24 protein-coding genes are annotated in these 24,961 nt (G+C 48.6%); 14 read left to right on the forward strand and 10 right to left on the reverse strand.

Going from position 1 to position 24,961, the window contains the following annotated elements:
* Positions 1-18: 18 nt before the first annotated feature.
* Entirely contained in the window at positions 19-2,841 is a 2,823-nt protein-coding gene (gene uvrA / locus LLH06_RS03840) for an excinuclease ABC subunit UvrA (RefSeq protein ID WP_228173259.1), read from the reverse strand.
* Positions 2,842-3,621: 780 nt separating this feature from the next.
* Here uvrA and LLH06_RS03845 point away from each other — a divergent pair.
* The 3 genes from LLH06_RS03845 (at position 3,622) to nth (ending at position 5,291) form a co-directional block, all read left to right on the forward strand.
* Positions 3,622-4,206: an RNA polymerase sigma factor gene (locus LLH06_RS03845; protein ID WP_228171944.1), complete on the forward strand. Its 585-nt coding sequence runs from the start codon at positions 3,622-3,624 to the stop codon at positions 4,204-4,206.
* 92 nt (positions 4,207-4,298) lie between these two features.
* Entirely contained in the window at positions 4,299-4,502 is a 204-nt protein-coding gene (locus tag LLH06_RS03850; RefSeq protein ID WP_228171945.1) for a hypothetical protein, read from the forward strand.
* A 57-nt stretch (positions 4,503-4,559) separates the two neighbouring features.
* A complete protein-coding gene (gene nth, locus LLH06_RS03855; RefSeq protein WP_228171946.1) occupies positions 4,560-5,291 on the forward strand; it encodes an endonuclease III in 732 nt (243 codons plus the stop codon).
* A 34-nt stretch (positions 5,292-5,325) separates the two neighbouring features.
* Here nth and LLH06_RS03860 read toward each other — a convergent pair whose 3' ends face one another.
* Positions 5,326-7,974, reverse strand: a complete 2,649-nt coding sequence (locus tag LLH06_RS03860; RefSeq protein ID WP_228171947.1) for a hypothetical protein — start codon at positions 7,972-7,974, stop codon at positions 5,326-5,328.
* A gap of 186 nt (positions 7,975-8,160) precedes the next feature.
* On the opposite strand from LLH06_RS03860, the gene LLH06_RS03865 reads away from it, so the two are divergent.
* The 3 genes from LLH06_RS03865 to LLH06_RS03875 are packed head-to-tail and all read left to right on the forward strand — an operon-like array spanning position 8,161 to position 9,487.
* On the forward strand, positions 8,161-9,048 hold the full coding sequence (locus LLH06_RS03865; protein ID WP_228171948.1) for a dienelactone hydrolase family protein: 888 nt from the start codon (positions 8,161-8,163) through the stop codon (positions 9,046-9,048).
* Positions 9,049-9,057: 9 nt separating this feature from the next.
* Complete coding sequence (locus LLH06_RS03870; protein WP_228171949.1) at positions 9,058-9,240, forward strand: hypothetical protein; 183 nt, start codon at positions 9,058-9,060, stop codon at positions 9,238-9,240.
* Positions 9,230-9,487 (forward strand): hypothetical protein, encoded by a 258-nt coding sequence (locus LLH06_RS03875; RefSeq protein WP_228171950.1) that lies wholly within the window; start codon positions 9,230-9,232, stop codon positions 9,485-9,487. The genes LLH06_RS03870 and LLH06_RS03875 overlap by 11 nt, the downstream gene beginning before the upstream one ends.
* Positions 9,488-9,543: 56 nt before the next feature.
* Here LLH06_RS03875 and LLH06_RS03880 read toward each other — a convergent pair whose 3' ends face one another.
* The gene (locus tag LLH06_RS03880; protein WP_228171951.1) at positions 9,544-10,551 is read right to left on the reverse strand and encodes an acetyl-CoA carboxylase carboxyltransferase subunit alpha; all 1,008 of its coding nucleotides are present in this window, start codon (positions 10,549-10,551) and stop codon (positions 9,544-9,546) included.
* Positions 10,552-10,604: 53 nt separating this feature from the next.
* Positions 10,605-11,105 carry a hypothetical protein gene (locus LLH06_RS03885; RefSeq protein WP_228171952.1) on the reverse strand — a complete coding sequence of 167 codons (501 nt, stop codon included), beginning with the start codon at positions 11,103-11,105 and terminating at the stop codon, positions 10,605-10,607.
* A gap of 303 nt (positions 11,106-11,408) precedes the next feature.
* On the opposite strand from LLH06_RS03885, the gene LLH06_RS03890 reads away from it, so the two are divergent.
* A complete protein-coding gene (locus tag LLH06_RS03890) occupies positions 11,409-11,573 on the forward strand; it encodes a hypothetical protein (protein ID WP_228171953.1) in 165 nt (54 codons plus the stop codon).
* A gap of 92 nt (positions 11,574-11,665) precedes the next feature.
* Entirely contained in the window at positions 11,666-12,817 is a 1,152-nt protein-coding gene (locus LLH06_RS03895) for a M28 family metallopeptidase (RefSeq protein ID WP_228171954.1), read from the forward strand.
* On the opposite strand, the gene LLH06_RS03900 is transcribed toward LLH06_RS03895, so the two are convergent.
* Complete coding sequence (locus LLH06_RS03900) at positions 12,818-13,924, reverse strand: DNA alkylation repair protein (protein ID WP_228171955.1); 1,107 nt, start codon at positions 13,922-13,924, stop codon at positions 12,818-12,820.
* An 89-nt stretch (positions 13,925-14,013) separates the two neighbouring features.
* Here LLH06_RS03900 and LLH06_RS03905 point away from each other — a divergent pair, with 89 nt between their 5' ends.
* Positions 14,014-14,346: a DMT family transporter gene (locus LLH06_RS03905; RefSeq protein ID WP_228171956.1), complete on the forward strand. Its 333-nt coding sequence runs from the start codon at positions 14,014-14,016 to the stop codon at positions 14,344-14,346.
* Here LLH06_RS03905 and LLH06_RS03910 read toward each other — a convergent pair.
* Positions 14,343-16,811: a TonB-dependent receptor gene (locus tag LLH06_RS03910; RefSeq protein WP_228171957.1), complete on the reverse strand. Its 2,469-nt coding sequence runs from the start codon at positions 16,809-16,811 to the stop codon at positions 14,343-14,345. The genes LLH06_RS03905 and LLH06_RS03910 overlap by 4 nt on opposite strands.
* 109 nt (positions 16,812-16,920) lie before the next feature.
* Between LLH06_RS03910 and LLH06_RS03915 the strand changes: the two genes are divergently transcribed.
* Together LLH06_RS03915 and LLH06_RS03920 are read left to right on the forward strand one after the other, a co-directional pair.
* On the forward strand, positions 16,921-17,577 hold the full coding sequence (locus LLH06_RS03915) for a metal-dependent transcriptional regulator (protein WP_228171958.1): 657 nt from the start codon (positions 16,921-16,923) through the stop codon (positions 17,575-17,577).
* A gap of 43 nt (positions 17,578-17,620) precedes the next feature.
* A complete protein-coding gene (locus LLH06_RS03920; protein ID WP_228171959.1) occupies positions 17,621-18,496 on the forward strand; it encodes a sulfurtransferase in 876 nt (291 codons plus the stop codon).
* A 27-nt stretch (positions 18,497-18,523) separates the two neighbouring features.
* On the opposite strand, the gene LLH06_RS03925 is transcribed toward LLH06_RS03920, so the two are convergent.
* Complete coding sequence (locus tag LLH06_RS03925; RefSeq protein ID WP_228171960.1) at positions 18,524-19,462, reverse strand: M23 family metallopeptidase; 939 nt, start codon at positions 19,460-19,462, stop codon at positions 18,524-18,526.
* Between the two features lie 136 nt (positions 19,463-19,598).
* On the opposite strand from LLH06_RS03925, the gene LLH06_RS03930 reads away from it, so the two are divergent.
* Entirely contained in the window at positions 19,599-20,771 is a 1,173-nt protein-coding gene (locus tag LLH06_RS03930) for an MFS transporter (protein WP_228171961.1), read from the forward strand.
* A 29-nt stretch (positions 20,772-20,800) separates the two neighbouring features.
* On the opposite strand, the gene LLH06_RS03935 is transcribed toward LLH06_RS03930, so the two are convergent.
* Both LLH06_RS03935 and proB read right to left on the reverse strand, forming a co-directional pair.
* Positions 20,801-22,048 (reverse strand): glutamate-5-semialdehyde dehydrogenase, encoded by a 1,248-nt coding sequence (locus tag LLH06_RS03935; protein ID WP_228171962.1) that lies wholly within the window; start codon positions 22,046-22,048, stop codon positions 20,801-20,803.
* A 4-nt stretch (positions 22,049-22,052) separates the two neighbouring features.
* Positions 22,053-23,132 carry a glutamate 5-kinase gene (gene proB, locus LLH06_RS03940; RefSeq protein ID WP_228171963.1) on the reverse strand — a complete coding sequence of 360 codons (1,080 nt, stop codon included), beginning with the start codon at positions 23,130-23,132 and terminating at the stop codon, positions 22,053-22,055.
* Positions 23,133-23,286: 154 nt separating this feature from the next.
* Between proB and LLH06_RS03945 the strand changes: the two genes are divergently transcribed.
* Together LLH06_RS03945 and LLH06_RS03950 are read left to right on the forward strand one after the other, a co-directional pair.
* Positions 23,287-23,739 carry a hypothetical protein gene (locus LLH06_RS03945; protein ID WP_228171964.1) on the forward strand — a complete coding sequence of 151 codons (453 nt, stop codon included), beginning with the start codon at positions 23,287-23,289 and terminating at the stop codon, positions 23,737-23,739.
* A 33-nt stretch (positions 23,740-23,772) separates the two neighbouring features.
* The gene (locus tag LLH06_RS03950) at positions 23,773-24,210 is read left to right on the forward strand and encodes a hypothetical protein (protein ID WP_228171965.1); all 438 of its coding nucleotides are present in this window, start codon (positions 23,773-23,775) and stop codon (positions 24,208-24,210) included.
* Here the strand turns inward: LLH06_RS03950 and LLH06_RS03955 are convergent.
* Entirely contained in the window at positions 24,207-24,938 is a 732-nt protein-coding gene (locus LLH06_RS03955; protein WP_228171966.1) for an esterase family protein, read from the reverse strand. The genes LLH06_RS03950 and LLH06_RS03955 overlap by 4 nt on opposite strands.
* Positions 24,939-24,961: the final 23 nt, after the last annotated feature.

Genomic DNA, 24,961 nt, shown 5'->3' on the forward strand with positions numbered 1-24,961 from the left:
CGGCCTTTGTCTTTATTATTACTTACCTAACCGTTCTTTCAGGAACTGGCCGGTATAGCTTTTCTTGTCTTTAATGAGGTCGTCAGGTAGACCCTCGAACACCAGGGTACCGCCATTGTCGCCGCCACCCGGACCAATATCAACTACCCAATCGGCGCATTTGATCACGTCCATATTGTGTTCGATCACAATGATAGTGTTGCCCTGATCAAGCAGTGCCTCAAATGAGGCCAGCAGCTTCTTGATGTCTGCAAAGTGCAGGCCGGTGGTCGGTTCGTCAAATATAAAGAGGGTCTTGCTGGCGTTGTTACCCTTGATCAGGAACGAGGCCAGTTTGATACGTTGCGCCTCGCCGCCCGAAAGGGTGTTTGACGACTGTCCTAACTGCACGTAGCCTAAACCTACATCTTGTAGTGGCTTAAGTTTGGCCAATATCTTGGGCTCATCGGCAAAGAACTCAAGCGACTCGTCGATGGTCATGTTCAATACCTCTGATACGTTCTTTTCCTTGTACTGTACATCCAGCACCGGTTGTTTGAAGCGCTGACCATTACAAGCCTCGCATGGCAAAAATATATCGGCCATGAACTGCATCTCGATCTTTACCTCGCCCTCGCCCTGGCAAACATCACAACGGCCGCCCTCTACGTTAAACGAAAATGCCGATGGTTTAAGTCCCGAAGCTTTGGCAGCAGGTTGAGCAGCGTATAGGTTGCGTATCTCATCCCAGGCCTTTACATAGGTAACAGGGTTTGATCGTGACGACCGGCCGATAGGGTTCTGGTCCACCAGTTCAACCGCTTCTATCTTGCTATAATCACCTTCAATGCTATCGTAGGTGCCGGTCTGCTCGCCCGAATAATTGCCCAATACTTTTTGCAGGGCTGGGTGCAGAATCCGTTTTACCAAGCTGGTCTTACCTGAGCCGGACACACCGGTCACCACAGTAAGCACCCCTAGCGGGAATTTCACATCGATATTCTTGAGGTTGTTCTCGCGGGCGCCTTTGATCAGGATATGGTCGTTCCATTTGCGGCGTTGTGCCGGTATGGTGATCTCTTCGCGGCCGCTCAGGTATTTGCCGGTAAGGCTGTCATTATCCACCAGGATCTGCTCATATGTGCCTGAAAAGATCAGGTTACCGCCATGGGTGCCTGCTTCCGGACCAATATCGATCAGGTGGTCGGCCGCTTGCATGATCTCTTCTTCGTGCTCAACCACCAGTACGGTGTTGCCCACATCGCGTAATGACTTGAGTACGCTGATCAAACGCTGCGTATCGCGGGGGTGTAGGCCGATGCTCGGCTCATCCAATACGTATACCGAGCCCACCAAACTACTACCCAATGAGGTAGCCAGGTTGATACGCTGCGACTCACCGCCTGATAGGGTGTTCGACAAGCGGTTAAGAGTCAAATATCCCAAACCCACATCATTTAAAAAGCTGATGCGGTTGGTGATCTCCATTAACAGGCGCTTGCCTATTTTGGCATCATGCTCATCCAGTTGCAGGTCATTAAAGAACTGCTTCGCCTTGTCGAGCGGCATGAGCACGATGTCGGTGATGGACCGGTCGGCGATCTTCACATAGGTGGCATCAGGGCGTAGGCGGCTGCCTTTGCAATCAGGGCAGGTGGTCTTGCCGCGGTAGCGCGATAGGATCACACGGTATTGTATCTTATAGGTCTGCTCCTCGATCTCTTTAAAGAAAGCGTCCAGGCCGCGGAAATATTTATTACCGGTCCATAGTAGTTTCTTTTGCTTGTCGGTAAGTTGATTATATGGCCTGTGGATTGGGAAATCGAACTTGTCGGCCTGCCGGATGAGTTGCTGATTCCATTCGCTCATCTTTTCGCCACGCCATGGGGCAATGGCACTATCATATACAGACTTGCTTTTGTCGGGAATCACCAGGTCCTCGTCAATTCCGATCACCTTGCCGTAGCCTTCGCACTTGCGGCAGGCGCCGTAGGGGTTGTTAAAGCTGAAAAAGTTAGGCGTAGGTTCTTCAAAGCGGATACCGTCCAGTTCGAAGCGGTCGCAAAAGAAGGTCTCCTTTTCTTCGCCACCCTCGGGTAGCTGGTATCGCACGTAGCAATCGCCTTTGCCTTCAAAAAATGCGGTCTGGGCCGAATCTGCTATACGGCTCAAGGTCTCTTCTTCTTCGTTCTTGGTCACACGATCTACCACGATGCGCAATTGGTCATCGCTGGTAAGCGGGTCGTTGCCGATGGAGTCATCTTCCAATAAGCTTTCTATGCGCGACAGGCTGCCGTTCCATTCCACCCGTACAAAACCCTTTTGCAGTAAAACGGCCAATTCTTCCTTTAAACTGCGGTTATTGTGCGGATGCAGCAGGCAAAGGATGGTAAGCTGGGTATCATCAGGCTGTTGCTGGGCAAAGTTCACTACATCGGTAACGGTGTCTTTTTTTACACGGTTGCCCGATACGGGCGATATGGTCTTACCGATGCGTGAGAATAACAGCTTCAGGTAATCATAGATCTCGGTGCTGGTACCCACGGTAGAGCGGGGGTTACTGGTGATCACCTTTTGCTCAATGGCTATGGCCGGGGCAATACCTTTGATATAGTCCACATCAGGCTTGTTCATACGGCCCAGGAACTGGCGCGCGTACGAGGATAAGCTCTCTACGTAACGGCGCTGACCTTCAGCGTATAAGGTGTCGAACGCCAGGGATGACTTACCCGAGCCCGACATGCCCGTGATCACCACCAGTTGATTTTTGGGGATGGCAATGTCAAGGTTCTTGAGGTTATGCACCCGTGCGCCTTTGATGATGATATGTTTTTGCGGATCTTTTTCGGTCTCGATACTCATGTTTTGGGAGTAGTTCATGGCTCTTAGCGGGTAGCTCGTGGCAGCATTTACCACTCACATTCGACCCAAACCATGAACCTTATAATAATTGCAAAAATCCTAAAATGTTTAGCAAAAAGCAAATGTTTAAAACAGGCCGAAAACAGGCAAGGCCTCGTCCATATCGTTACGTGTTACATTTGGCTATTTGTGTGTTACATTTGGTGTTACATTCTTGAAAAATGTTGTTTTTTCTTGAAAAAGTTGGGTTTTTATTAAAATCATAACGCTAAAAAGTGGGGAATATTGGGGAATTCTGTTACATCGATGTAACTCCCATAAGTTGTAAGGGCGGTCGATAGGGTCACAAACTTCATAAGTAGTAGCGGCCTCTATCTCTGAAATGTCATATTCGTTAGTTCAACTTTAGCTCATCATTACGCGTGATACGCTTCAAGTTAAAATTTATTGTAACGGGCGATTAAACCATGCCACAGGCCAAAGGTCTTACCTATACGCGTAAGAGCCCAACGTACTATATTGGGCGCAACGCTAACCTGATTTGACCTGATAACTTTGTTGCCTGTAACGTTCTTGACCCTATTGGCGTAGTACTTAATAATCCTTTGTGTAAAGCAGGCGAACGTGTTATAACACACAAGACGAAATTTTATTTGCATGTTAGCACAATATTTAGTTTATTTGAGATAACAATCAAAGAGGAACCCCTATAGATAAGAACTTTACTTAAAAACATAGTTGATCTAAATTATTGATCTTATTAAAAAAAGTAGAAGTTCTATGGATATCCAATTGAGAAGTGACCAGGATCTGATCCATTTATATATCGCGGGCGACGAGGCGGGATTAGTTGAATTGATACGTCGTTACCAGTCTAAAATTTACACCTCCATTTATTTATTGGTCAAAGACGAATATCTGGCCGAAGATATTTTTCAGGATACCTTTATCAAGGTGATCAATACGCTTAAAGCAGGAAAATATAACGAAGAAGGTAAGTTCTTGCCATGGGTGAGTCGTATAGCGCATAACTTGGTGATCGACCATTTCAGGCGTGAGAAACGTACCCCACTGGTAAGTGGTGGCGATGACTTTGACATATTTGAGGTATTGGGCCATTATGACGAAAGCACCGAGGACCGCATGGTACGTGAGCAAACGCATAAGGACCTGAAAGCCCTGATCCACCTGTTACCTGCCGAACAAAAGGAAGTACTGATCATGCGCCACTTTGGCGATATGAGCTTTAAAGAGATAGCCGACGTTACCGAGGTAAGCATTAACACCGCTTTGGGCCGTATGCGCTACGCATTGAACAACTTGCGTAAAATGATGCAGACCAAAGAACTGAGCCTTAAAAATTAGTACGCATTTTTTTTAAAATTTTAGATCATCTGTTAAAATAATTTTTAACTTATAAGCGTTATGGTGTAGTACGAAAACACAACGAACAGCTTATGGATGAAACATCTACAAATTTTTTTAATGCGATCACTAATGAAAAGGCCATGGTGGAGGGAATAGAAGTGAAAGAACATACCAATGCCGATGAACTATTGTTCCATCATGCATTGCGTACCGAGCTGGACACATTACAACTTGACCCCAGCCGCGCCACAGTTGAAAAATTGCTCAACTATTCAAAAAGCTTAAGCAAGTAGCCTTGCAACTACCTAAAGCCCTGCCTGATGGCGGGGCTTTTTTTATATTTGCGGCCCATGCTTAAAAAGGAACGCTACCAGCTATTTGTCGACTATTTTTCGAAGCACCAGCCCGATGCCGAGACCGAGCTGCACTACAGCAACCCGTATGAGTTGCTGGTGGCGGTCATCCTGTCGGCCCAGTGTACCGATAAGCGGATCAACCAGATCACGCCCGCCCTTTTTCAGCGTTTCCCTACGGTGCAGGATCTGGCCGCATCAGATGCCGACGAGATATTTACCTACATCCGTAGCGTAAGCTACCCTAACAACAAGGCCAAGCACCTGGCCGGCATGGCTAAAATGCTGGTAGAGCAGTTCGACGGTGAGGTACCTGCCGATATGAACGACCTGCAAAAGCTGCCCGGCGTAGGTCGCAAAACGGCCAACGTGATCGCCTCGGTGATCTTCAATATACCGGCCATAGCGGTTGATACGCATGTATTTAGGGTGAGCAACCGTTTAGGCCTTACCACCAATGCCCGCACCCCGCTGGCGGTAGAAAAGCAGCTGATCGAGTACCTGCCCAAAAGCACCCTGGCACTGGCCCACCATTGGCTCATCCTCCATGGACGCTACATCTGTTTAGCCCGCAAACCCAAATGCGAGGTGTGCCCCATCACCCATTTTTGCAAATACTATCAAAGCGGCAAAGCTGCGGTGGTCTTCAGCAAAACGGCCAAAGTAGCCAAGGCCAAAACGGCTAAAGCTGCGGTGGCGAAAAAGGTTAGAGTGGTGAAGGAGAATTAAACTTCATTATAAATGACATTGTAAAGATAATAACTTAAATTTTACCTATCCTTTGAAGTTTTTCAATCTTGAGATCTTCAACTTCACGATTTAAGGCTTTTTCCAAGTCTGATATTTTTCGGACTTGTTTAACTGAATAATTTTTATGTAGGAACGACTGGCTCCTGAAAATACCATCAATTGGTTTATTTCTTAATGCGTCAGAAAAGTTGTAGGTCACTGTAAAGTATCCTTTTACTCTGTTGTAATCAAAGTAATAGGATATTGTTATTTGCTCCAATAAGATAATTCCTTTAAACATATCCTCCGAAAGTTCTCGCAACCCTTCCAATTTTATGCCTCTAAATAGAATGATTAATTCCTTTTCAGTTCGATCTTTGTAAATCTCGGGAATATCTTTACTCTCATCAAAAAGATATTTAAGTCCTTTGATATCTTGTTTGATAAAAATCTTACTGCTTTCAATATTGTTGAAACTTAGTAAAAAATTGACCCTTTCTGAATTGCTGTTAAAATCCGAAAATTTTATTTCCGTTCTTTCATCTTTAATATATCCATGACTCAGCAATTCGTCCTTAATGATGTTGTTGATACGATAAGCAATAGTCTTTGCATCTCTTGAATTAGTTTCAACATTGTTAAATATTAGGCCATTGTCAATCTTTTGATAACTAATTTTGATAGGTTCCCATGTGGTATTTAAAGCGATATGCTTAGTAGGGTCCTTTTTTTCAACATATGAAGAGAATACGAATAAATCAGGCTGATCAGGGTCGGCTGAAAATACGACTGGATGATTTAGTTTTGCTTGTAGCTGCTCTGTTACACTACCAAAATTTGGATTAATGGTATCAAATATCTCAGCGATTGTCGATTTAGTGGTTGCAGGTAGGAAGTAAGGAGTACTAGTTACTGGGCGCTCTTTTACGTTAATCAAATTTATAAAATTTTCTAATTCAATTGGACTAAAGAGTAGACTAACCATCAAATCCATTAATCTCTTTTTATCAGCATTTTTTAAAAATATGCCTTTGTGAGATAAAAAGATTTTCAAATCTTGTGCAGTAACCCTGTCAGTATTTAATATGGGTTTAAGTATATCTCCATAAGGAAGTTGCTCTCTAAATATGGGATTTACTCTTAACGTATCTTTCAACTGCTCATTTTCAACTATTTCTTCGGAAATGGTTAAAGGTAATAAGGCGTCTGAAATTTGCGTCGTATCAACAATCGAGTTCTTTTTAACAGTTACTTTATTTAAAATGTCTTCATTCTCGAATTCGTGCAAAACTTCTGATACATCATTTTTCAAGTCATTTGAAAAATCATTGAAGTAAATTACATACTCATTTGCAAGACCGCTTGTTATGCGGATGAGTAGCCAAACGACTTTTTTCAAGCTTTCTCTACTGTAAGGATCAGAACAGAACAGTAATACACTTATTTTATCCTTGTCCTCTTTTATGATAGGTAGAATATTTGTATTTATATATTCTGGTGGTAATTGAGTGCCTCTTTTGCCAATTTTATGAAATGAAGAGTTAAATTCTGTTATTGGATAAAGGAATTTGACAGGCAAATTTTCGCGATAATTCTTTGCTGAGACAATAGAACTTATCAGAAAGTTAGCTTTGGCATTATCAATGAAAAAGTAATGCTGGTCAAATGCTAAGTATTCATTCCGAAACAGTTCTTTATTTTGGTAAATGAAGTCTTTATTTATTTCATTATTGTTGGTAGAAATCCAAAAAAGCATGTTGTATATAGAGTTGCTTTTTTGTGGGTCAATTTTTCTTTTAAACTTAAAATCATCAGTAACTAAGTTTGAGTCGTGCAAAAATTTTCGTATTTGAGTCCTAGCCTGTTCAGGATACTCAAAATCTTGCACTGTATTAAAGAAAATATGGTCTATGGTATTGTCTTTGAGCTTACTTTCAAATTTTATGTAGTAATCGACCTGTGCCACTTCATTGGTTAATGATTTCTCGTCGTAATATTTAAGGCTGAAATCTTTACTATGCTGCCCCCATCCGATAAGGTTTAAGAAATTAATCGATATTCGTTGTGCAGCTGTCAAAGCTGAGTCGTCATCTTCAGGCGAGGTAAAACGGATAAAAGGGTTACTTGCTACCTGGTCTTCTATGGCTGTTAACCAGTTTAATAGGACTTCGTCAAACTGTGTTTTCGTTATTGTTCTGCCGAAGATTGAATTCTGTCCTAACTTAAAGTTTAAGCTATTGACCAATATTTCCTTTATTAAAGACTGTACTTTACTTCGGCCATTTCTTTCATAGAACCGATCCAAATTCACAATTGAATCCGAGAGTAGCAAGTCAAAATCTAAGGGTTTTTTGACTATTTTTACACTGTCGATTTCAGTTTCCTCGTTTAATTTTCTGTCGACGTGAGCGATGCAAATCAATTCATAAAAATCTGCTTCTGCAGAATTTTTCAGTTCACTAATCCAATTTTTAGCTGTGGAATAACTGACAGTATTCTGTGAAGACTTTACTTGAACAAGCTTCTTTTTGCCTTCAGATAGTAGCCATTTAATGTCTACTTTTTCAGATTCATCGTTTGGTTCTATCGTTACACTTTCCCATACTGTGGTTTGAGACAAGCTTTCTAAAACCGTTATTAAAGTTTGCAGGAGATATCCCCGCATGCCGTGTTGACCGCCCATTGTGATTAAAGGTTTAAGATTTCGTTTAAAAGTATAAATAAATCGAGCTATTAATGTTAGTGTATAGAGACTGATTGTTAAAATATTACGCGCAGGTGGTTCTTTAAACGCCTCGTAGCAACACTGTTACCTAACCCTCACTAATAGAGTGCTATAAATACTATATTTGAATAAACCATTTTACCTATGAGCCAGATCAATAAAGAAGATGTTAAACAAGAGGTGTTCGACCTGTATGATGATTACGCACATGACCGTTTGGACCGCCGTGCTTTCATGCAAAAGCTGTCGTTGTATGCGGTAGGTGGCCTTACGGTGCCTGCCCTTATGAGCTTCCTGATGCCCGACTACAAGGGCAAGGTCCAGATCACGGCCGACGACCCTCGCGTCAAGTCAGAATATATCACTTATCCATCGCCTAAAGGTGGCGGCAACATTAAAGGTTTGCTTTGCAAGCCGGCCGATGCCAAAAAGAAGCTGGGCGGCATTGTTGTGGTACACGAGAATCGCGGATTGAACCCTTACATTGAGGACGTTGCCCGTCGTGCCGCTCTGGCCGGCTTTGTTTCACTGGCACCCGACGCCCTCACACCGCTTGGCGGCTACCCGGGTAATGATGATGAGGGCCGCGCCATGCAGGCCAAACGCCCCAAAGCGGAGATGGAAGAGAACTTCATCGATGCTTTTAATTACCTCAAAGCGCATAAGGATTGTAATGGCAAGGTAGGCGTGGTGGGCTTTTGCTTTGGCGGTGGTATTGCCAATATGATGGCCGTGCGAGTGCCTGATCTGGCAGGTGCTGTGCCCTATTACGGTGCACAACCTGCAGTAGCCGATGTGCCCAAGATACAGGCCCCGTTGCTGATCCATTATGCGTCGTTAGATACGCGGATCACCGAGGGCTGGCCGGCATATGAGGCCGCCCTGAAAGAGAACCACAAAAAGTACCAGGCTTACATTTACGAGAACGTGAACCACGGTTTCCATAACGATACCACCCCGCGTTATGACAAGGCCGCTGCCGAACTTTCCTGGAAACGCACGATCGACTTTTTTACCCAGAACTTGAAATAACAACGAGTCATGCTGAATAACGTATCTGCCAAATACCTGTTGCCCATAGGGTTGTTGCTGCTATCGATGAGTATCGTGTTAAGGCAGTTCAGTAAGTTGCCTGATGCCTTGCTGGGTTTCCTGATGGGCGTGTCAGTAGGCTTGCTGCTGCTGTCGCTGATCCGTAAGGTGAGGTCGCGCAATGCAGTATGAAGAACCTGATGGATGGGCCTTTAGCGGTTCAGCGATCGATGGTGAACCCGTCAAGATCGGCGGCGTGAACATCTGGGAACATAAATGGGTAGATACCGGCCGGTACATCAACGTTAAGGATCCGATCTATCGCCAGGACCACGTGATGGCGGTGTACAACATCACACTGCCTGATCGCACCATCATATTTGCCGCCGGTGAGTTCAGTAATATGATCTGGGGTATTTACTTGCCCAGATCAGTATAAAACAATAAAGGCCCCGAATGATCGGGGCCTTTGTCGTTATGTGTTTAGAGGGGAAGTTACTCCGCCTGTCCAGCTTCGGTAGATGCCGGGGAGGGGGCAGGAGCGGGTTCGTCCTCGATCACTACACCCATCGAGCAGAATTTCTCGATACGCTCGTGAACCAATTCATCAATATTGCGGTCCTTCAAGGTCTTCAGGTCCTTGATGAGGGTCTTTTTTAATGTGGCAGCCATGGCGATCGGGTCTTGATGGGCGCCGCCAAGTGGTTCTTTGATCACTCCGTCGATCAGCTTGTTCTTCAGCATCTCGCTCGAGGTCAGTTTCAATACTTCGGCCGCACGTTCTTTAAAGTCCCAGCTGCGCCACAGGATCGATGAGCACGACTCAGGCGAGATCACCGAGTACCAGGTATGTTCCAGCATATATACCTTATCGCCAATGCCGATGCCGATCGCACCGCCTGATGCACCTTCGCCGATCACCACACAGATCACCGGCACGTTCAGTACCGACATCTCCATAATGTTGCGGGCAATGGCCTCACCTTGTCCGCGTTCCTCGGCCTCCAGGCCAGGGTAAGCTCCGGGGGTATCGATCAGGGTAATGATCGGTTTGTTGAACTTTTCGGCCATCTTCATCAGGCGCAGGGCCTTGCGGTAACCCTCAGGGTTGGCCATGCCAAAGTTGCGGTACTGGCGATCCTTGGTATTACGGCCTTTTTGATGACCGATGAACATGGCTGTTTGTCCGCCGATGGAACCCCAGCCACCAATGATGGCCTTATCGTCGCCTACGTTGCGGTCGCCATGCAGTTCGATGAAATCATCGCACATCAACTCGATGTATTGTAGCGTGTAAGGGCGTTCAGGGTGGCGCGATATCTGCACCTTTTGCCAGCCGCTCAGGTTGCTGTACACCTGCTTCTTAGCTTGCTCGAACTTGTCTTGCAACTCGTTCAGCGTGGCCGACATATCGACCTTGGTCTTTTCTTCGACCTGTATGATCTTATCGATCTGCTGCTGCAGATCTGATAGTGGCTTTTCAAAATCGAACGTTATCTTCATAATTATTCCGTAACGGGGGCGCTAAGTTAATCAAATTGAATGACAGATAGCAATTAAGGTTTTTTGAGCTTCCAGAACCTGGTGGTTTGCTGCGGGTTGAGGGCATTGTACGTATTGATGCAGGCCGATAGCACCGCGTTACGGTATTCGCCCTGGTAAAGCCCGTAACGGTTGCCGTAAAAGTTCAAAGTGCCCTCATCGATCTTGTGCTTGCTGAACAGGTCGTCCAGCTTTTTCTCGTTCAAGATCATTGACTGCCCGGCCTGAACCTTCTTTTGTTTAAGGTAGCGGCTTATCTCGGTGATCTGCTTTACCTGCAGATCGGTCAGCTTCAGCTCTTTTTTGAATTGTAGCACATCATCGGGCATTGGGTAGCCGTTCATGGTGGCGGGCAGGGCCATTTCCCGCAGTTCTGGTCCGTTCTGTAGTTCGGCGTACTGCTTCAGGGTAAGGGTCTTGATAGCCGATGGCGTGGTGGCGCTGTCGGTTTGCGCAAATGCCGCGGCCGTAGCAGTGATCGTGAACAGCGTACAAAGTATCTTTTTATATATCATTAAGCGTGCTTTTTATGAGGCTTTCGCAACTATTTGCGCGGCACTCCAAATAACTAAGGTATAAAAATGTAGGTTGTTTGAAAAGAGACAGGTCAAACAGCCCCACTCAAACAGCCCCACCCAAACCCTCCCGGAAGAAGCCCCCTCTGTATCTCCCCCGGGAGGGGAGACTTAGAAAACCTTTTCCTGAAGCCCTCCCTCCCAGGGAGGGTTTGGGTGGGGCTGTTTGTAACAAACGTATGCACCCATTGATCCTTTAAGGCTTATTGCGGTCTGACCCATTATAACACAATAAAAAAGACCATGAAGAGGACCATTTTAACCATAGCATTAGTAGCATCATTGATCAGTATGTTGACCAGTTGTATGGTGCAGGAGCGCCGCCCATACCGTTATCGTAACCACGGGCCGTACCGTCATCACGGGCCGTATGATAGTAACGGCTACCGGTATAACAACAGGTGGTAACCATTTCAACAGGCCGGGATATGCTCCCGGCCTGTTTTGTTTTTACGGGTATTACTGTATCTTGTCATCTCCACTAACCTGACCTGTAGTTTATGAGATACAAGCTCACCCTGCTATTCCTGTTCGCCTGCTGTACGTTCACTCATGCGCAGGATTCCCTGTACGCTCGCCGCATGTTGGATACCCTGACCTCCCGTTATTTTTGGGGACGCGGTTATACTAAAGATGGTATGGGTAAGGCGGCCAAATTTATAGCGGCACAATTCAAAAGTTCAGGGTTGCAACCCCTGGATGGCAAGGATATGCTGCAGCCGTTCAGCTTTAATGTGAACACCTTTCCGGGTAAAATGGAGGTGGCCGTGAACGGGCATGCGCTGGTGCCGGGTAAAGACTTTATCGTAACTCCTGGTAGCCGAGGCGTTAAAGCTAAAGGTGATCTGGTACAAAAGGACAGCGTGACCTATGTTGACGAGCAGGACCGCATCATTGTGACCCTGAAAGATAAACTCACCTGGTCGGTAGCGCAGGAGGTAGACGACTATACCGAGTTACAGATCGATAAAAAAGGGCTGGCAGAGGTGCCTAAGAGCATCAACGTTAACATAGAGAATAAGCTGATCGAGGGTTTCAAGACGGCCAATATTTGCGCCATGGTAAAAGGCACCGTGAAACCCGATAGTGTCATCATGTTCACGGGGCATTACGACCACCTGGGCGGCATGGGTGCCGATACCTATTTCCCCGGAGCCAATGATAATGCCAGCGGGATGGCCATGCTGTTAAGTTTGGCCAGGTACTACGCCGCGCATCCTCAGCCTTATACCATCGCTTTTATGTGTTTCGCGGGTGAGGAGGCCGGCATATTAGGGTCGAAATATTTTACCGAACATCCACTGATCCCATTAAGCCGCATCAAGTTCCTGCTCAATATGGATATTATGGGCACGGGTAACGAAGGCATTACGGTGGTGAACGCTACCGTTTATCCTAAACAGTTCGAACTCATTAAACAGGTGAACGCTAAAGGTAACTACCTGGCCAAGATCGCCTCGCGGGGTAAGGCGGCCAATAGCGATCACTACTGGTTCACCGAAAAGGGCGTTCCTGCGTTCTTCATATACACCATGGGTGGCATCAAAGCTTACCACGATGTTTTTGATGTGAGCCGCACCTTACCGTTGACCGAGTATAACGATCTGTTCAAACTGATCACCGGCTTTGCCGATGGGTTGATGAAGCAGTGATCACGCTGGGCAAAGTTCAAAACTGCCGCGTGCCTTTTCCTGCCCGTTAATGATCACCGATACTTCGTGCGTGCCGCAATAATAGGTACGGGTGGTGATCACCACAAAACGGTGCCGACGGTCGATCGTGCAGGTCTCGCCCGGCTGGTAAATGCGTTCGCTGATCTTAAATACTTTTTTGGATAGCTTTCCATTCTTCATCAAGTAGAATAAGGCATACTCTAAACGTATCTTTTGGGCCACGTCACGCTCATTGCGTAGGGTGAACCTGATATCCAGGTCGCCGCCAATAGTAACTTTTGGAGTAATGATCTGGAGGTTGGTAAGCGTTACTTGCGTAGCATCCAGTCCGAAGTGTTTGAGTATCTCGGTGTGCCCTTGCTTGAGCAGCGTGCGGCTTCCGTGTTTGATGATGGCGTCTGTTTCGGCACTGATGCCCTGCCAATCGCGGGCGATCTGCAACACCACATCTGGGTGATCGCGGGCTATATCATTCAAACTGTTGGCCACGCTACGGCGCACCCACTCCGATGGGTCGTTCTTCAGCTTCTCGAGGATAGGTATGATCAGTTGCGGGTCTTTTTTCAACGCGGGTACCGCCATCGCCCAGGGTAAACGGCTGCGGCTGCCCTCGCTGGCCAGTCGGCGCACGGCGTAGCTATCATGATCGGCCCATTTCAGCATCTGTGCCAGCATTGCATCGGTGTACCTGATCAGGAACGGGCGGACCGCGAACTCGCAGCTTACCAACTGGGTGATCTGCTCTATGGCATGCACCGATGTATCGTAGTCGTCCAGACCGTAAACCTCCACATAGTCGGGCAACAGCATTAAGGGTAACATATCCATGCCGATCATGGTGCGGCGTAGCTCAGGTATCAGCTGTTCGATCACCCTAACGGCCTCAGTATATGCCGACGGCATGAACTGGTGCAGCACCATGGCCGTATGCCGCATGCGCTGTTTCAGCTCCATGCCGTCGAACGCAGGTGTGTAAATGCGTTGTATGAAAAGCTTCCCATCAAGTTGAGGTAGCACATGCGCCAATGCGGTGGTGAACCGGCCGTAAAAAGCGGGCGAATAGTATTCTTTGAGCGGAGTGGCCATTGGGCTAATTTAAAAGTAATATCCGTATCAATGTCATGGTGTTTAACTGCCTCTTGTTCGTGATCCATAGTAAAGCTACCTTTACCGCAATGAGATACTTATACCTCCTGGTGGCCATTATATCTGAGGTGATCGCCACGTCGGCGCTCAAATCGTCCGAGAATTTTTCGCGGTTGTGGCCGTCGGTGCTGGTGGTGCTGGGCTATGCTTCGGCATTTTATTTTTTAAGCTTAACGCTTAAGGTATTGCCTATGGGTATCTCATACGCCATATGGTCTGGTGTGGGAATCGTACTTATCTCGCTGGCTGGCCTGATCTTTTACAAGCAAAAGCTGGATATGCCAGCCGTTATTGGCATGGTGCTGATCATTGCGGGCGTGTTGGTGATCAATCTCTTCTCCAATTCTACTGAAATGCATTAAAAGGGCACTACCGCCTTTAAGCTGATGTTGCGGCCAATGTTGTGAATCCCGCTACGGCCATTGGGCGATGCCGAATAATATTCAAAATATTTGAGCCGGTTAAGGTTCGACTGATAGGCCTTATCAAAAAGGTTATCCACCTGTAAAAAAAGGTCCAGTACCGTTCTTCCGTTCTTGTTCTTGAATCCGCTGCCACATCCTACGTTCCATAGGGTATAACCGGGCGTAGCCGTCTCGGTATTATCGAGTGCGTAAAAATTGTTCTGTGCGGCGTAAGCATCTGCTTCCAGTTTAACGTAGGGTTTGGCCCATGAGGTACTTTTGGGTTGGAGGTTGATACGCAATTCCGACCGTACGTGCAGCGGCGGGATGAACGGCAGGTACCGCGCCGCATCACCCGCGCGGGCGATCAGTTCCTTGTTTTGATTCAAGCCCTTTACGTAAGCCAAGCTATTGTTCCAATTGAACCATTTGGCGCTTTGCGGGTGCAGGTTGGCGGTGAGCTCGATACCATACAAACGCGCTTTCGACTGCTGATACTGGTAAGTACTGTTCCCCGGCACGATCACCACCGGGTTGCCGTCGGCATCGTTCAAACGGGCCTGGTAAATGTAATTCTGTATGTTGTTGTTGAACAGGTCGGCACTGAGGTCAGCATCTTTTAAATACGCCACAATGCCCACATCCTGCTGTAAATTGAACTCGGGCCTGAAGCCACGGTTGCCCAGGTAAACGATGTGCGCACCGGGATCTAACCCATTGGAGCCGATCTCGGTGATATTGGGCGCTCGGTAACCCCGCGCGATATTGGCTTTCAGCAACAGCCGCTCGGTCACATTGTAGGTGACCCCCAAACTGCCTGATATACCCGTGTAAGTTTTTGCAAATGAGGGAAATTGCAGGTAAGCACCGGCGGTATCGGCCCCGGTCACGTGTTTTTGAAAACCATTCTGTGGATTATCAGCCACGTAAAAGTTCTTCCAACTCGTATGGCGGTTATCAAAACGGATGCCCCCGCTAATATCAACCTTACCCAAAGTTTTTTTGGCGAACAGGAACGTGCCGATATCGAAAAGGTCATGATCAGGGATCGGGAAATCGGTGGCGTTCTTGCTGCGGTTGGTCTGGTACATGCCGTTCACGCCAATGGTGGTCTCGATGCCGGCCATATCAGGCAGGTTATACTTCACATCATAATTAAGCGTGTTGAGCACCACATAAAGTCCTGGTTGTTGAGGTTGGGTGGGGTGATTGTACTCGCGCCTTACACTTTGCTGGCCACCCAACAACACGTTTAGGCTGCCCTCGCCCAATTTGAACTGGCTGGTGCTGTACAGGCGGTAATGCTGTATATGCTGGTACAACGGGTTGAGGCGGTAGGTCTTTAATTCGTTGTCAGGTACGATGGGGCGGTTCTTGATATCATCGCCATCATCAAGCACCTGCCGGGTAAAGCGCCGGGTCAACGAGTCGCGGCTGCCGTCGGGTATCTCCTGTTTGTTGTTGAACAGGGTAGTGGCCAGTTGGATGTATCCCCAACCCTTATCTACCCGGGCCATGGCCGATAGGTTAAGCTCACGGTAGGCCGTGCCGTAAACGCGGCCGTCCACACTGTTGGTATAGTTGTGCGCCAACTTGCCGGTGCCACGGGCGGTAAAGCGCCAGTCGTCATGCTTATACGCCAACCCTAACGAGGAGCCGATCAGCCCGTTGTTGGTATGATGGTCGGCCGTATAGTCGCCACTTAAAGCGTTGTTCTCAAAGGCTGGCAAGAACGGGATCATATTGATCACGCCTGCCAGCGCATCTGACCCGTAGATCAAACTTGCCGGGCCTTTCACCACTTCGGCACGGGCAATGCCATACTGATCGATCTCGATCCCGTGCTCATCGCCCCATTGCTGGCCCTCCTGGCGTATACCATCATACAAGGTCAACACCCGGTTGTAGCCTAAGCCACGTATGAAGGGCTTGGATACGTTAGGCCCGGTAGTGACCGCGTTAACACCCGGCACACCCTTTACTATGGCATCAATGATGTTGTTGTTCACGTGGCGGTCCATATCCTTTTTGGTCATCACTACCACCGGTATCGGGTTCTTGCGCACCTCCGTGGCGCGGCTTACACCGGTCACCACCACATCGTTCAGTTTCGATTCGCTTTTGAGTAGCTCTACATCCACGGTCGCGCTACCGCCAGCCTTCACTTCGGCGTTATGTTGCTGCTTTTGATAGCCCAATGCCGAGAAAGTGATCGTGTAGCTGCCCGGCTTCAAACCCGGCAACTGATAACGGCCATCGTTACCAGTTCGGGTGCCTATAGGTTTACCCTGTACGCCTACTGATACGAAGGAGACCGGCCCATCGCCCACAGCCATGACCCGACCTTTGATGATACCTGTTTGTGCAAAGGCGTTGACACACAGGATAAGTAAGCAACCGATAAGGTGTAGATGTTTTGACATTGCTAAATAATAAATTGTGTTAAGCAAAATTATAAAATTAGGTATACCTAATTTTATAATTTACAATTTTTATTTCTTTATGTTTGATTGGTCTAAACAAAGTGATGTAATGAACACTTTCTCAGAGGAGAATTACCTGAAAGCCATCTTCAGGTTATCGCAAATGGCAGATGTGAAAAAGATATCGACCAGTGCTATTGCCGAGGCACTGGGCAACAACCCTGCATCGGTAGTGGATATGATACGCAAGCTCAGCGATAAGCAACTGATCGAGTACGATAAGAAGAAAGGGGTCAAGCTGACCACCCAGGGACAAAAGGACGCTATACAGATCGTGCGTAAGCACCGGTTGTGGGAAGTGTTCCTGCTGGAAAAGCTGGACTACCGCTGGGATGAGATACACGATATAGCCGAAGAACTCGAGCACATCAAATACCATGACCTGGCCGACCGCCTAGACCGCTTCCTGGGTTTCCCGGAGTACGATCCGCATGGCGACCCTATACCCAAGGCCAACGGCAAAATGGCCCGCCCGTTCTCAGCATCACTGGCCGATGGTAAGGTGGGCAGCACTTACCGCGTAGCCGCAGTGCGCGATACCAGCAGCGATTTTTTACAGTACCTGCACAAGCTCGAGATCGGCATCGGTACACAGATACGCCTTATTGAGCAGATCGCGTTCGACCGCTCATTGGTGATCAGTATCAACAACGGCGAGGCGGCCACCGTATCGGCCAAATTTGGCGAGAATATCCTGATCAGTTAAGCGTTGCTTTTATATATTTGACCATCACACATCTATCTACACCATGACACCACTCATTGAGGCAGCCGACCTGAAAGCACTTACCCCAGGCACCTACACCCTGATCGATGCACGGGGCTTTGGCAACAGCCGCGAACGTTATGAGCAGGGGCACCTGCCAGGTGCGCTGTATGTTGACCTGGAACAACTGGCCGCTCACCCTGAAGATGCCGCTGTTGGCGGCCGTCACCCGCTACCAGCCGCGGCCGAGTTTGCCGGGTTGTTAGGTAGCTTGGGCATGACGCCCGATAGCCATGTGATCGTGTATGATGACAAAGCTGCCGCTAACCCGGCCGCCCGTTTTTGGTGGATGCTCAAAGCCATTGGACACAGCCAGGTGCAGGTACTCAACGGCGGGTTACAAGCGGCTATTGATGCCGGTATGGAAGTGACCACCGACCTGACCGCTGAACCCCAAGCCACCACTTACCCGGTGCCTGCCGGTTTTGATGGCACTGTGACCATTGAAGAAGTGATGGAGGCCGCCAAAGATCCCGCCCGTATGGTGATCGATGTGCGCGAAACGCCGCGCTACAATGGCGACACCGAGCCGCTTGACCTGGTGGCAGGCCATATCCCCGGTGCGGTGAACATCCCTTACCTGACCAATTTGGCCGGTGGCAAATACCGCCCAGCCGAAGAACTGGCCGATCAGTATGAGCAGGCTTTAGGCAAGGTAGCGCCCGAAAAGGTGATCGTACATTGCGGGTCAGGGGTAACGGCATGCCATACCTTGCTGGCCCTTGAGCAGGCAGGCATCAAAGGCGCCAAGCTTTACGTAGGCTCCTGGAGCGAGTGGTCGCGCCGAGACCTGCCTGTGGGCAAGGTATCTCCAGATACCGGTGAGCGTACCGAAACGCCGCCAGCAGAAAAGAAGTAAGCTCTTTCGAATTTTATAACGGCTGAACTATTTAGGCAACTGTTTGATCTCGCGCTTGGTCATTTCTTTGGTCACGATCTCGGGTGTGCTTTCCACTTCGTACTGCTGCCCTGATCTTAATACCGCTCCTTTAGAGTTTTGATCAATGTAGAAGTTGGGCGTGATGAATCCATACAGACTTTTGGTGGTGGCGAGGCTTTGTCCGCGCGCACCCTCCAGATCGGCCGACCTCAGGTACGTCACGATCAGGTATACGCCATAAGGCCTCGATTCGCTGTACTTGCTGTTAAGGCCTAACGCAGTGCCCGGAAATACCACTTGACCTACCGAAACCTTAAAACTTCCCTTTTTAAAGCCGCGGTAGGTGGCCAGCGTACCGTCGCTATGCTCGATAATGATCTCGTTCAAAGAGCTTTTGTAGGCTACCTCGGTGGGTTTGTCGGTGTCGTAGGTATCCTTGATGCTAACTACCGTGCCTTTGCGTACGGCGGCTATGGTATCTTCGGTGTCGGTATAAAAGTAATAGCCCTTCCAATCGTCGGGGGCGGTATTACCAAAGTAGGTGGCGTTGACGAAGGTGGCCTCAGAAACTTTGGTGTTGGCGCCTTTTCGGTAAGGCAGCACATAAACGATGTCGTTATTGATCTTGGGTTTAAGCTTGCCCCTGATGTAGGAATACTTGTAGGAAAAAGTAATGCCCTGATCTTTATTGGTAGGTGTTAAGGTCTCTAACCGTCCCATCTTGCCCGATGCGGTCAGTATACGCCTTTCTGAGCCTGACGAATTCACCAGCGTGGTAAAGTCGAGTACAACAGTGTAGGTGCCAAGATCGGCCTTCTCATAATTGAGTTCAACGTTGCGGTTAGGATTCACCTGGTAGTTCACCCTCAGGGCGTCGTCCTGAGCAAAGGTATAGGTGGTGATGAGGGACAAGAGCAGCGAGAGCCCGAGCACTTTTTTGTACATGACAGAGGTAGGTTAGGAGGTGTAGTTCGATAGATGATGTTCGTTAACAAATATGCGAAATTGATAGAAAATAATCGTGAATATCCGGATGGTTTTAGCGTTTTCCTATCTTGCGTCACTTACCCGGCCATCCTGCATGAAGCGCATCTTACCCGTCATTATCCTATCGCAGTTCTTTTGTACTTCGGTGTGGTTCGCGGGCAATGCGGTGATCGGCGACCTGGCGCGATCACTGCAACTGGGCCCTGCCTACCTGGGCTATCTGAGTAACGCAGTACAGGCCGGCTTCATTACCGGTACGCTGGTCTTTGCGTTGCTTGGGCTGAACGATAAATTCTCGCCATCAAAGATATTTTTCACTTGTGCGCTCATTGCGGCAGGTATCAACCTTGCGGTCAGTTCGGCGTGGATCACGCCCTTTTCACTTATCGGCTGCCGTGTGCTTACAGGGTTTTTCCTGGCGGGTATTTACCCGGTGGGTATGAAGATCGCTGCCGATCATTATCAACAAAGATTAGGACGCTCATTAGGTTATTTGGTTGGTGCTTTGGTATTGGGAACCGCGTTCCCGCACCTGGTCAAAAGCTTATCAGCAGGTTTGCCGTGGAGGTATGTCATCTATACTACATCTGCTCTGTGTGTATTGGGCGGCGCGGCTATGTTGCTGTTTGTACCCGGCGGACCATATCGAACCACCGGCCAAAAGCTCGATCTGTCGCAGGCGCTCACCGCCTTTAAAGATCCAAATTTCCGGTCGGCGGCATTGGGTTATGCAGGGCATATGTGGGAGTTGTATGCGTTCTGGGTGTTCGTGCCCGTGATGGTGAGTGCTTATGTGGCGCATTACCCGGCTTCCGGTCTGAATATACCGCTGACCTCCTTCGGCGTCATCGCCGCAGGGAGCGTGGCTTGCGTGCTGGGTGGGCATCTATCGCAGCGTTGGGGTGCTCAACGGGTGGCTACCGCTGCGTTGATCATCTCATGCGTCTGTTGTTTGCTGTCGCCGCTGTTCTTGTTCAGTGGTTCGCCTATTATGTTTGTGACCTCCCTGGTGGTATGGAGCATGGCCGTCATCGCCGATTCGCCGCTCTTTTCAACATTGGTGGCACAGCATGCACCGGCAGCTTTCAAGGGTACGGCGCTGACCATGGTCACCTGTATAGGTTTCGCGGTAACGCTGGTAAGCGTGCAACTCATCAGTGCTTTGCATAATGATCACAATGGCAATTATATATTCACGCTACTAGCCATAGGACCAATATTAGGTTTGCTGGCGCTCAAAAGGAGGCGTCAAGTTGATCAGGATTGAACTGGCATGTTGTTCGATTTGCCTGATCACTAATTCCGTGTTTGCCCATTCCCCCTCACTACCCATTTATAGCTGGTCAGTTCGCTTAAACCCATAGGCCCACGGGCATGAAGCTTTTGCGTGCTGATGCCTATCTCAGATCCCAACCCGAATTGCGCGCCATCGGTAAAGGCGGTGGCAACGTTGGCGTAAACGGCAGCCGCATCCACCGTGTTCAGGAAAGTTTCAATATTGTCAGCATCCTGCGATACGATGGCCTCGCTGTGTTTGGAGCTGTACTCGTCAATATGGTCAAGTGCTTCGGTCAGTGAACTTACGGTACGGATCGCCATTTTAAGCGATAAGAACTCCGTGCCAAAATGCTCGGCCTGTGCAGGGTGTAGTAGCTCGGCCGGGTAGCTGCCTTGCAGTGCAGCATAGGCTGGTTCATCGGCATAAATGGTCACCTGGGCTTTGGCCAATGGCGAGGTGATCTGTGGTAGTTCATTCAACAAAGCCTCATGAACGATGAAGCAATCGAGCGTATTGCAAACACTTGGCCTGCGCGTTTTAGAGTTGAACACGATACGGCTCAGCATGTCCACGTCGGCAGTGGCATCACCATATACGTGTACGATGCCTGCACCGGTCTCTATCACCGGCACGCGGCTGTTCTCGCGTACATAATTGATCAGGTTCTGGCTACCGCGTGGGATCAGTACATCCACATAGCCAATAGCGTTAAGTAAAGCATGCGTGGCCTCACGGTCGGGCGGTAACAGCGTCACTACGTATGGGTCGATGCCATGGAGGGTGAGGACCGAGTGGATCACCTTTACGATGGCCTCGTTAGAATATGCCGCATCACTTCCACCTTTCAAAATAGCCACGTTGCCGGTCTTGAAGCATAACGAGAACACATCGAACGTTACGTTGGGCCGGGCCTCGTAAATGATACCGATGTTGCCCAGCGGTACCCGTACCTTAGAGATTTGCAGACCGTTCGGCATTTCCTTTTGTTCCAGCACTTCGCCCACTGGGTTGTGCAGGCCGGCCACAGTGCGCATCTCTGCAGCTATAGAGGCTATGCGATCCGCGGTAAGTTTCAGCCGGTCGTACTTGGCATCGGCCGGGTCCATGCGGTCAAGGTCAGCCTGGTTAGCCAGCAGTAGCTCACCGGTGGCGGCTACGGCCGCATCGGCCAGTTCAAGTAACAAGGCATCGATCTGTTCATTGCTTAAGCCAATAAGCGATCGGCCTGCCTTGCGTGCTCTTTCAAAATACTGGGTATGGTCCATGTGGTTATGCGGTCAAGTAAAGGTAATCGTAATGCACCAGGGGGCGCTGTTTTTGCTGGCCAATGCGTTCGCGGGCCTTTTCAGCACCATATTCGGCAATGCCTATCGCTATGGGTGTCTCCTCCTCATCAATGATCCTGATCAGGTCGCCTTTTTGAAAATCGGCCACCACTTTGATCACGCCAATGGGCAGCAGGCTGGTGGCTTTATTAGAAGTAAGCACCTGCTTGGCACCGGCATTGATCTGCACCACGCCTTTGGTGAAATGCTGTGAGTGTGCCAGCCACTTCTTTTTGCCTGATGCCTTACGGTCGGGCACAAAGTGGGTATGCGGCACCTGGCCGGCCAGCAGGTCGGTCAGTACGTTCGGCCGCATACCGTTGGCAATGTGTACGCTAATACCCAGCTGCGCCACCTTTTTGGCCATGTTACTTTTAGTAAGCATTCCCCCGCGGCCAAATTGAGAGCGGCCGGTGGTGATAAACGCCGACAGGTCCTCAGTGTCATCCTTTATGGTCTCGATGAGTTGGGCATTGCCCGTACGTGGGTCGCCATCAAAAATGCCATCCACGTTGCTCAGGATGATGAGCGCCTGTGCGTTCAGCATCGAGGCGATGAGTCCAGCCAGTTCATCATTATCAGTGAACATCAGTTCTGTTACAGATACTACGTCATTCTCGTTCACTACCGGTATGGCGCCGTTGTGCAGCAATATCTCCAAACAGTTTTTCATGTTGAGGTAATGCGTACGGTCGCGGAAGTCGCTTTTGGTGACCAATACCTGTGCACACAACAGCTTATGCTGCTCGAACAACTGCGCGTAAGTATTGATCAGTTTGACCTGGCCTATGGAGGCCAGCAACTGTCGGGTAGCCACGGCATTAACCTTCTCGTCGATCTTGATCAGGCTGCGCCCCGAGGCCACGGCTCCTGATGATACCAGGATCACCTCCATGCCCTGTGACCGCAGCGCCGCCATTTGATCCACCAGATGACCGATCCGCTGCTCATCGGGCAAACCATTGGCTTGCGTAAGTACGTTAGATCCGATCTTGATGATGATGCGCTGATAGGGTAGGGACATGGCTAATGCTGATATGATAATGCCGCAATATAAGCGTTAATGGGCCAAACCTTCAAAGTTTATTCTATTTGAGTGGTAGACTATCTGCCGTGATCACGGTGCCGAACTTTTCAGCAAGGGCATTGTTGTTTCGTTGAACACTAACCTCAACTCAATGAACCTCAATATTATCTTAAGACCGGTCATGGTCATGGTGATCATGCTGGTGGCAACTGCTGGTGCTTTTGCGCAAAAGGTGGCCAACTATTCGGTAGGCAAGTATGGCGAAGAAGGGTACGAGCATTTCTCGTTCTGGAGCAAGAGCGGTAAGCGGGCCGAGATCAAGTATGCCTACGGGAAAGACAGTAAAGAATTGAGCGTTAGCTATGCGGGTAAAGGATCCTATAAAGGGCAAAAATGCTTTAAGGTGATGCTGCCAGGTAATTATTTGCTGTATGTGATACCCACCGGCCTGAAACTGCGCATCGTTGGCCCAGCCAAGAATTTTGATAAGGTGTTCGAGTGGGAATATGAAGGTCCGGTGAATGGGGTAGGTACCTTTTGCAACGTATGTGCGCAAGACGAGAAGGAGGCCAAAGTTGTGATCGATCGTTATTTTATGAGATAAGCACTAATTGCGCTATCTTTAATTATCAGGCTTATGGACAAGATCATCCCTTATGCTTTCAGGTTATGGATCGTGGCAGCGCTCACGGTCCCGGTATTGCAGTGGGGTATCGGCCATGTGCTTTGGCCGGCCGCTCAAGGGCCCGACTTTTTGGGGTCATGGCTACGCTACGGCGTATCAGTATTGTTGTGTTTGATGCTGACGGGTTGCAGCCTGCTTTTGTACCTTTTGAGCGCTGCGCTTACCTACTCGCAAAAGGTAACGATCGTTAACCCTAAGGTCACTATGTTGCTGCTGGCGGTAGCCAGTGTGATCATTAATTTCCTGCTGATCGATCTGGGTATGCACAAAGTGTCTGGCCTGCAATGGTTGCTGGTGAATCTCTTCCCGGTCATACTGGTAGTGCTAATATCTAAACCGCTTGATCCCACCAAAAAACGTTCGCTGGTACAAGCCGGCAATGCCATTTAAAAATAAAGCTTCACCATTTGCCGCCAAAAGCGCGGACGATGCGCATTGCCATCCCACACATAAAAATGATGAGAGATGTTTTTTTGACAGAGCATCTCATGAAAGAGCGTATTGCCGGGTAAGAATGGGTCTTCGCGACCGATCACCAAAATGATCTCCATCCGGCGCATGGCGTTCAGTAGTTGAGGGTCTTCCAGGTTGGGCATGAACTGCCTGGGCATGTTGAAGTAAATATCGTCGTTATGAAAGCCATCAAAAAGGTCATCATAGAACGGCAGTTGTTCGGTAAGGTCATACCGCCCGCTCATGGATACCACTTTGTTAAATCGCGTAGGATGCCGCAAACCGATGTTCATGGCATGGTAGGCGCCCATGCTGCACCCTGCCACCATAAGGTACTGGCCACCGTTCATTTTACGGATAAAAGGGATCAGCTCATTAAGCAGGTAAGCCTCATATCGCAAATGGCGCTTGATGCGCTCAGCAGGAGCAAGGTTCTTGTTATAAAAGCTTTCGGCATCTATACTATCCACACAGAACAACTGCAACTCGCCGCTCTCGATCTTATCATACAGTGCCCCAACTATACCCCAGTTCTCATAATCATAAAAACGAGCCATACGCGTAGGGAAAAAGATCACCGCTTTGCCCGCATGCCCAAATACCAATAGCTCCATGTTACGCTGTAACTCCTTGCTGAAATGCTTATGGTATTCTCTGTTTATCATAGGGGCCGTACTTCGCTGCGAAA

The organism is Mucilaginibacter daejeonensis, from assembly GCF_020783335.1.
Lineage (GTDB): Bacteria > Bacteroidota > Bacteroidia > Sphingobacteriales > Sphingobacteriaceae > Mucilaginibacter > Mucilaginibacter daejeonensis.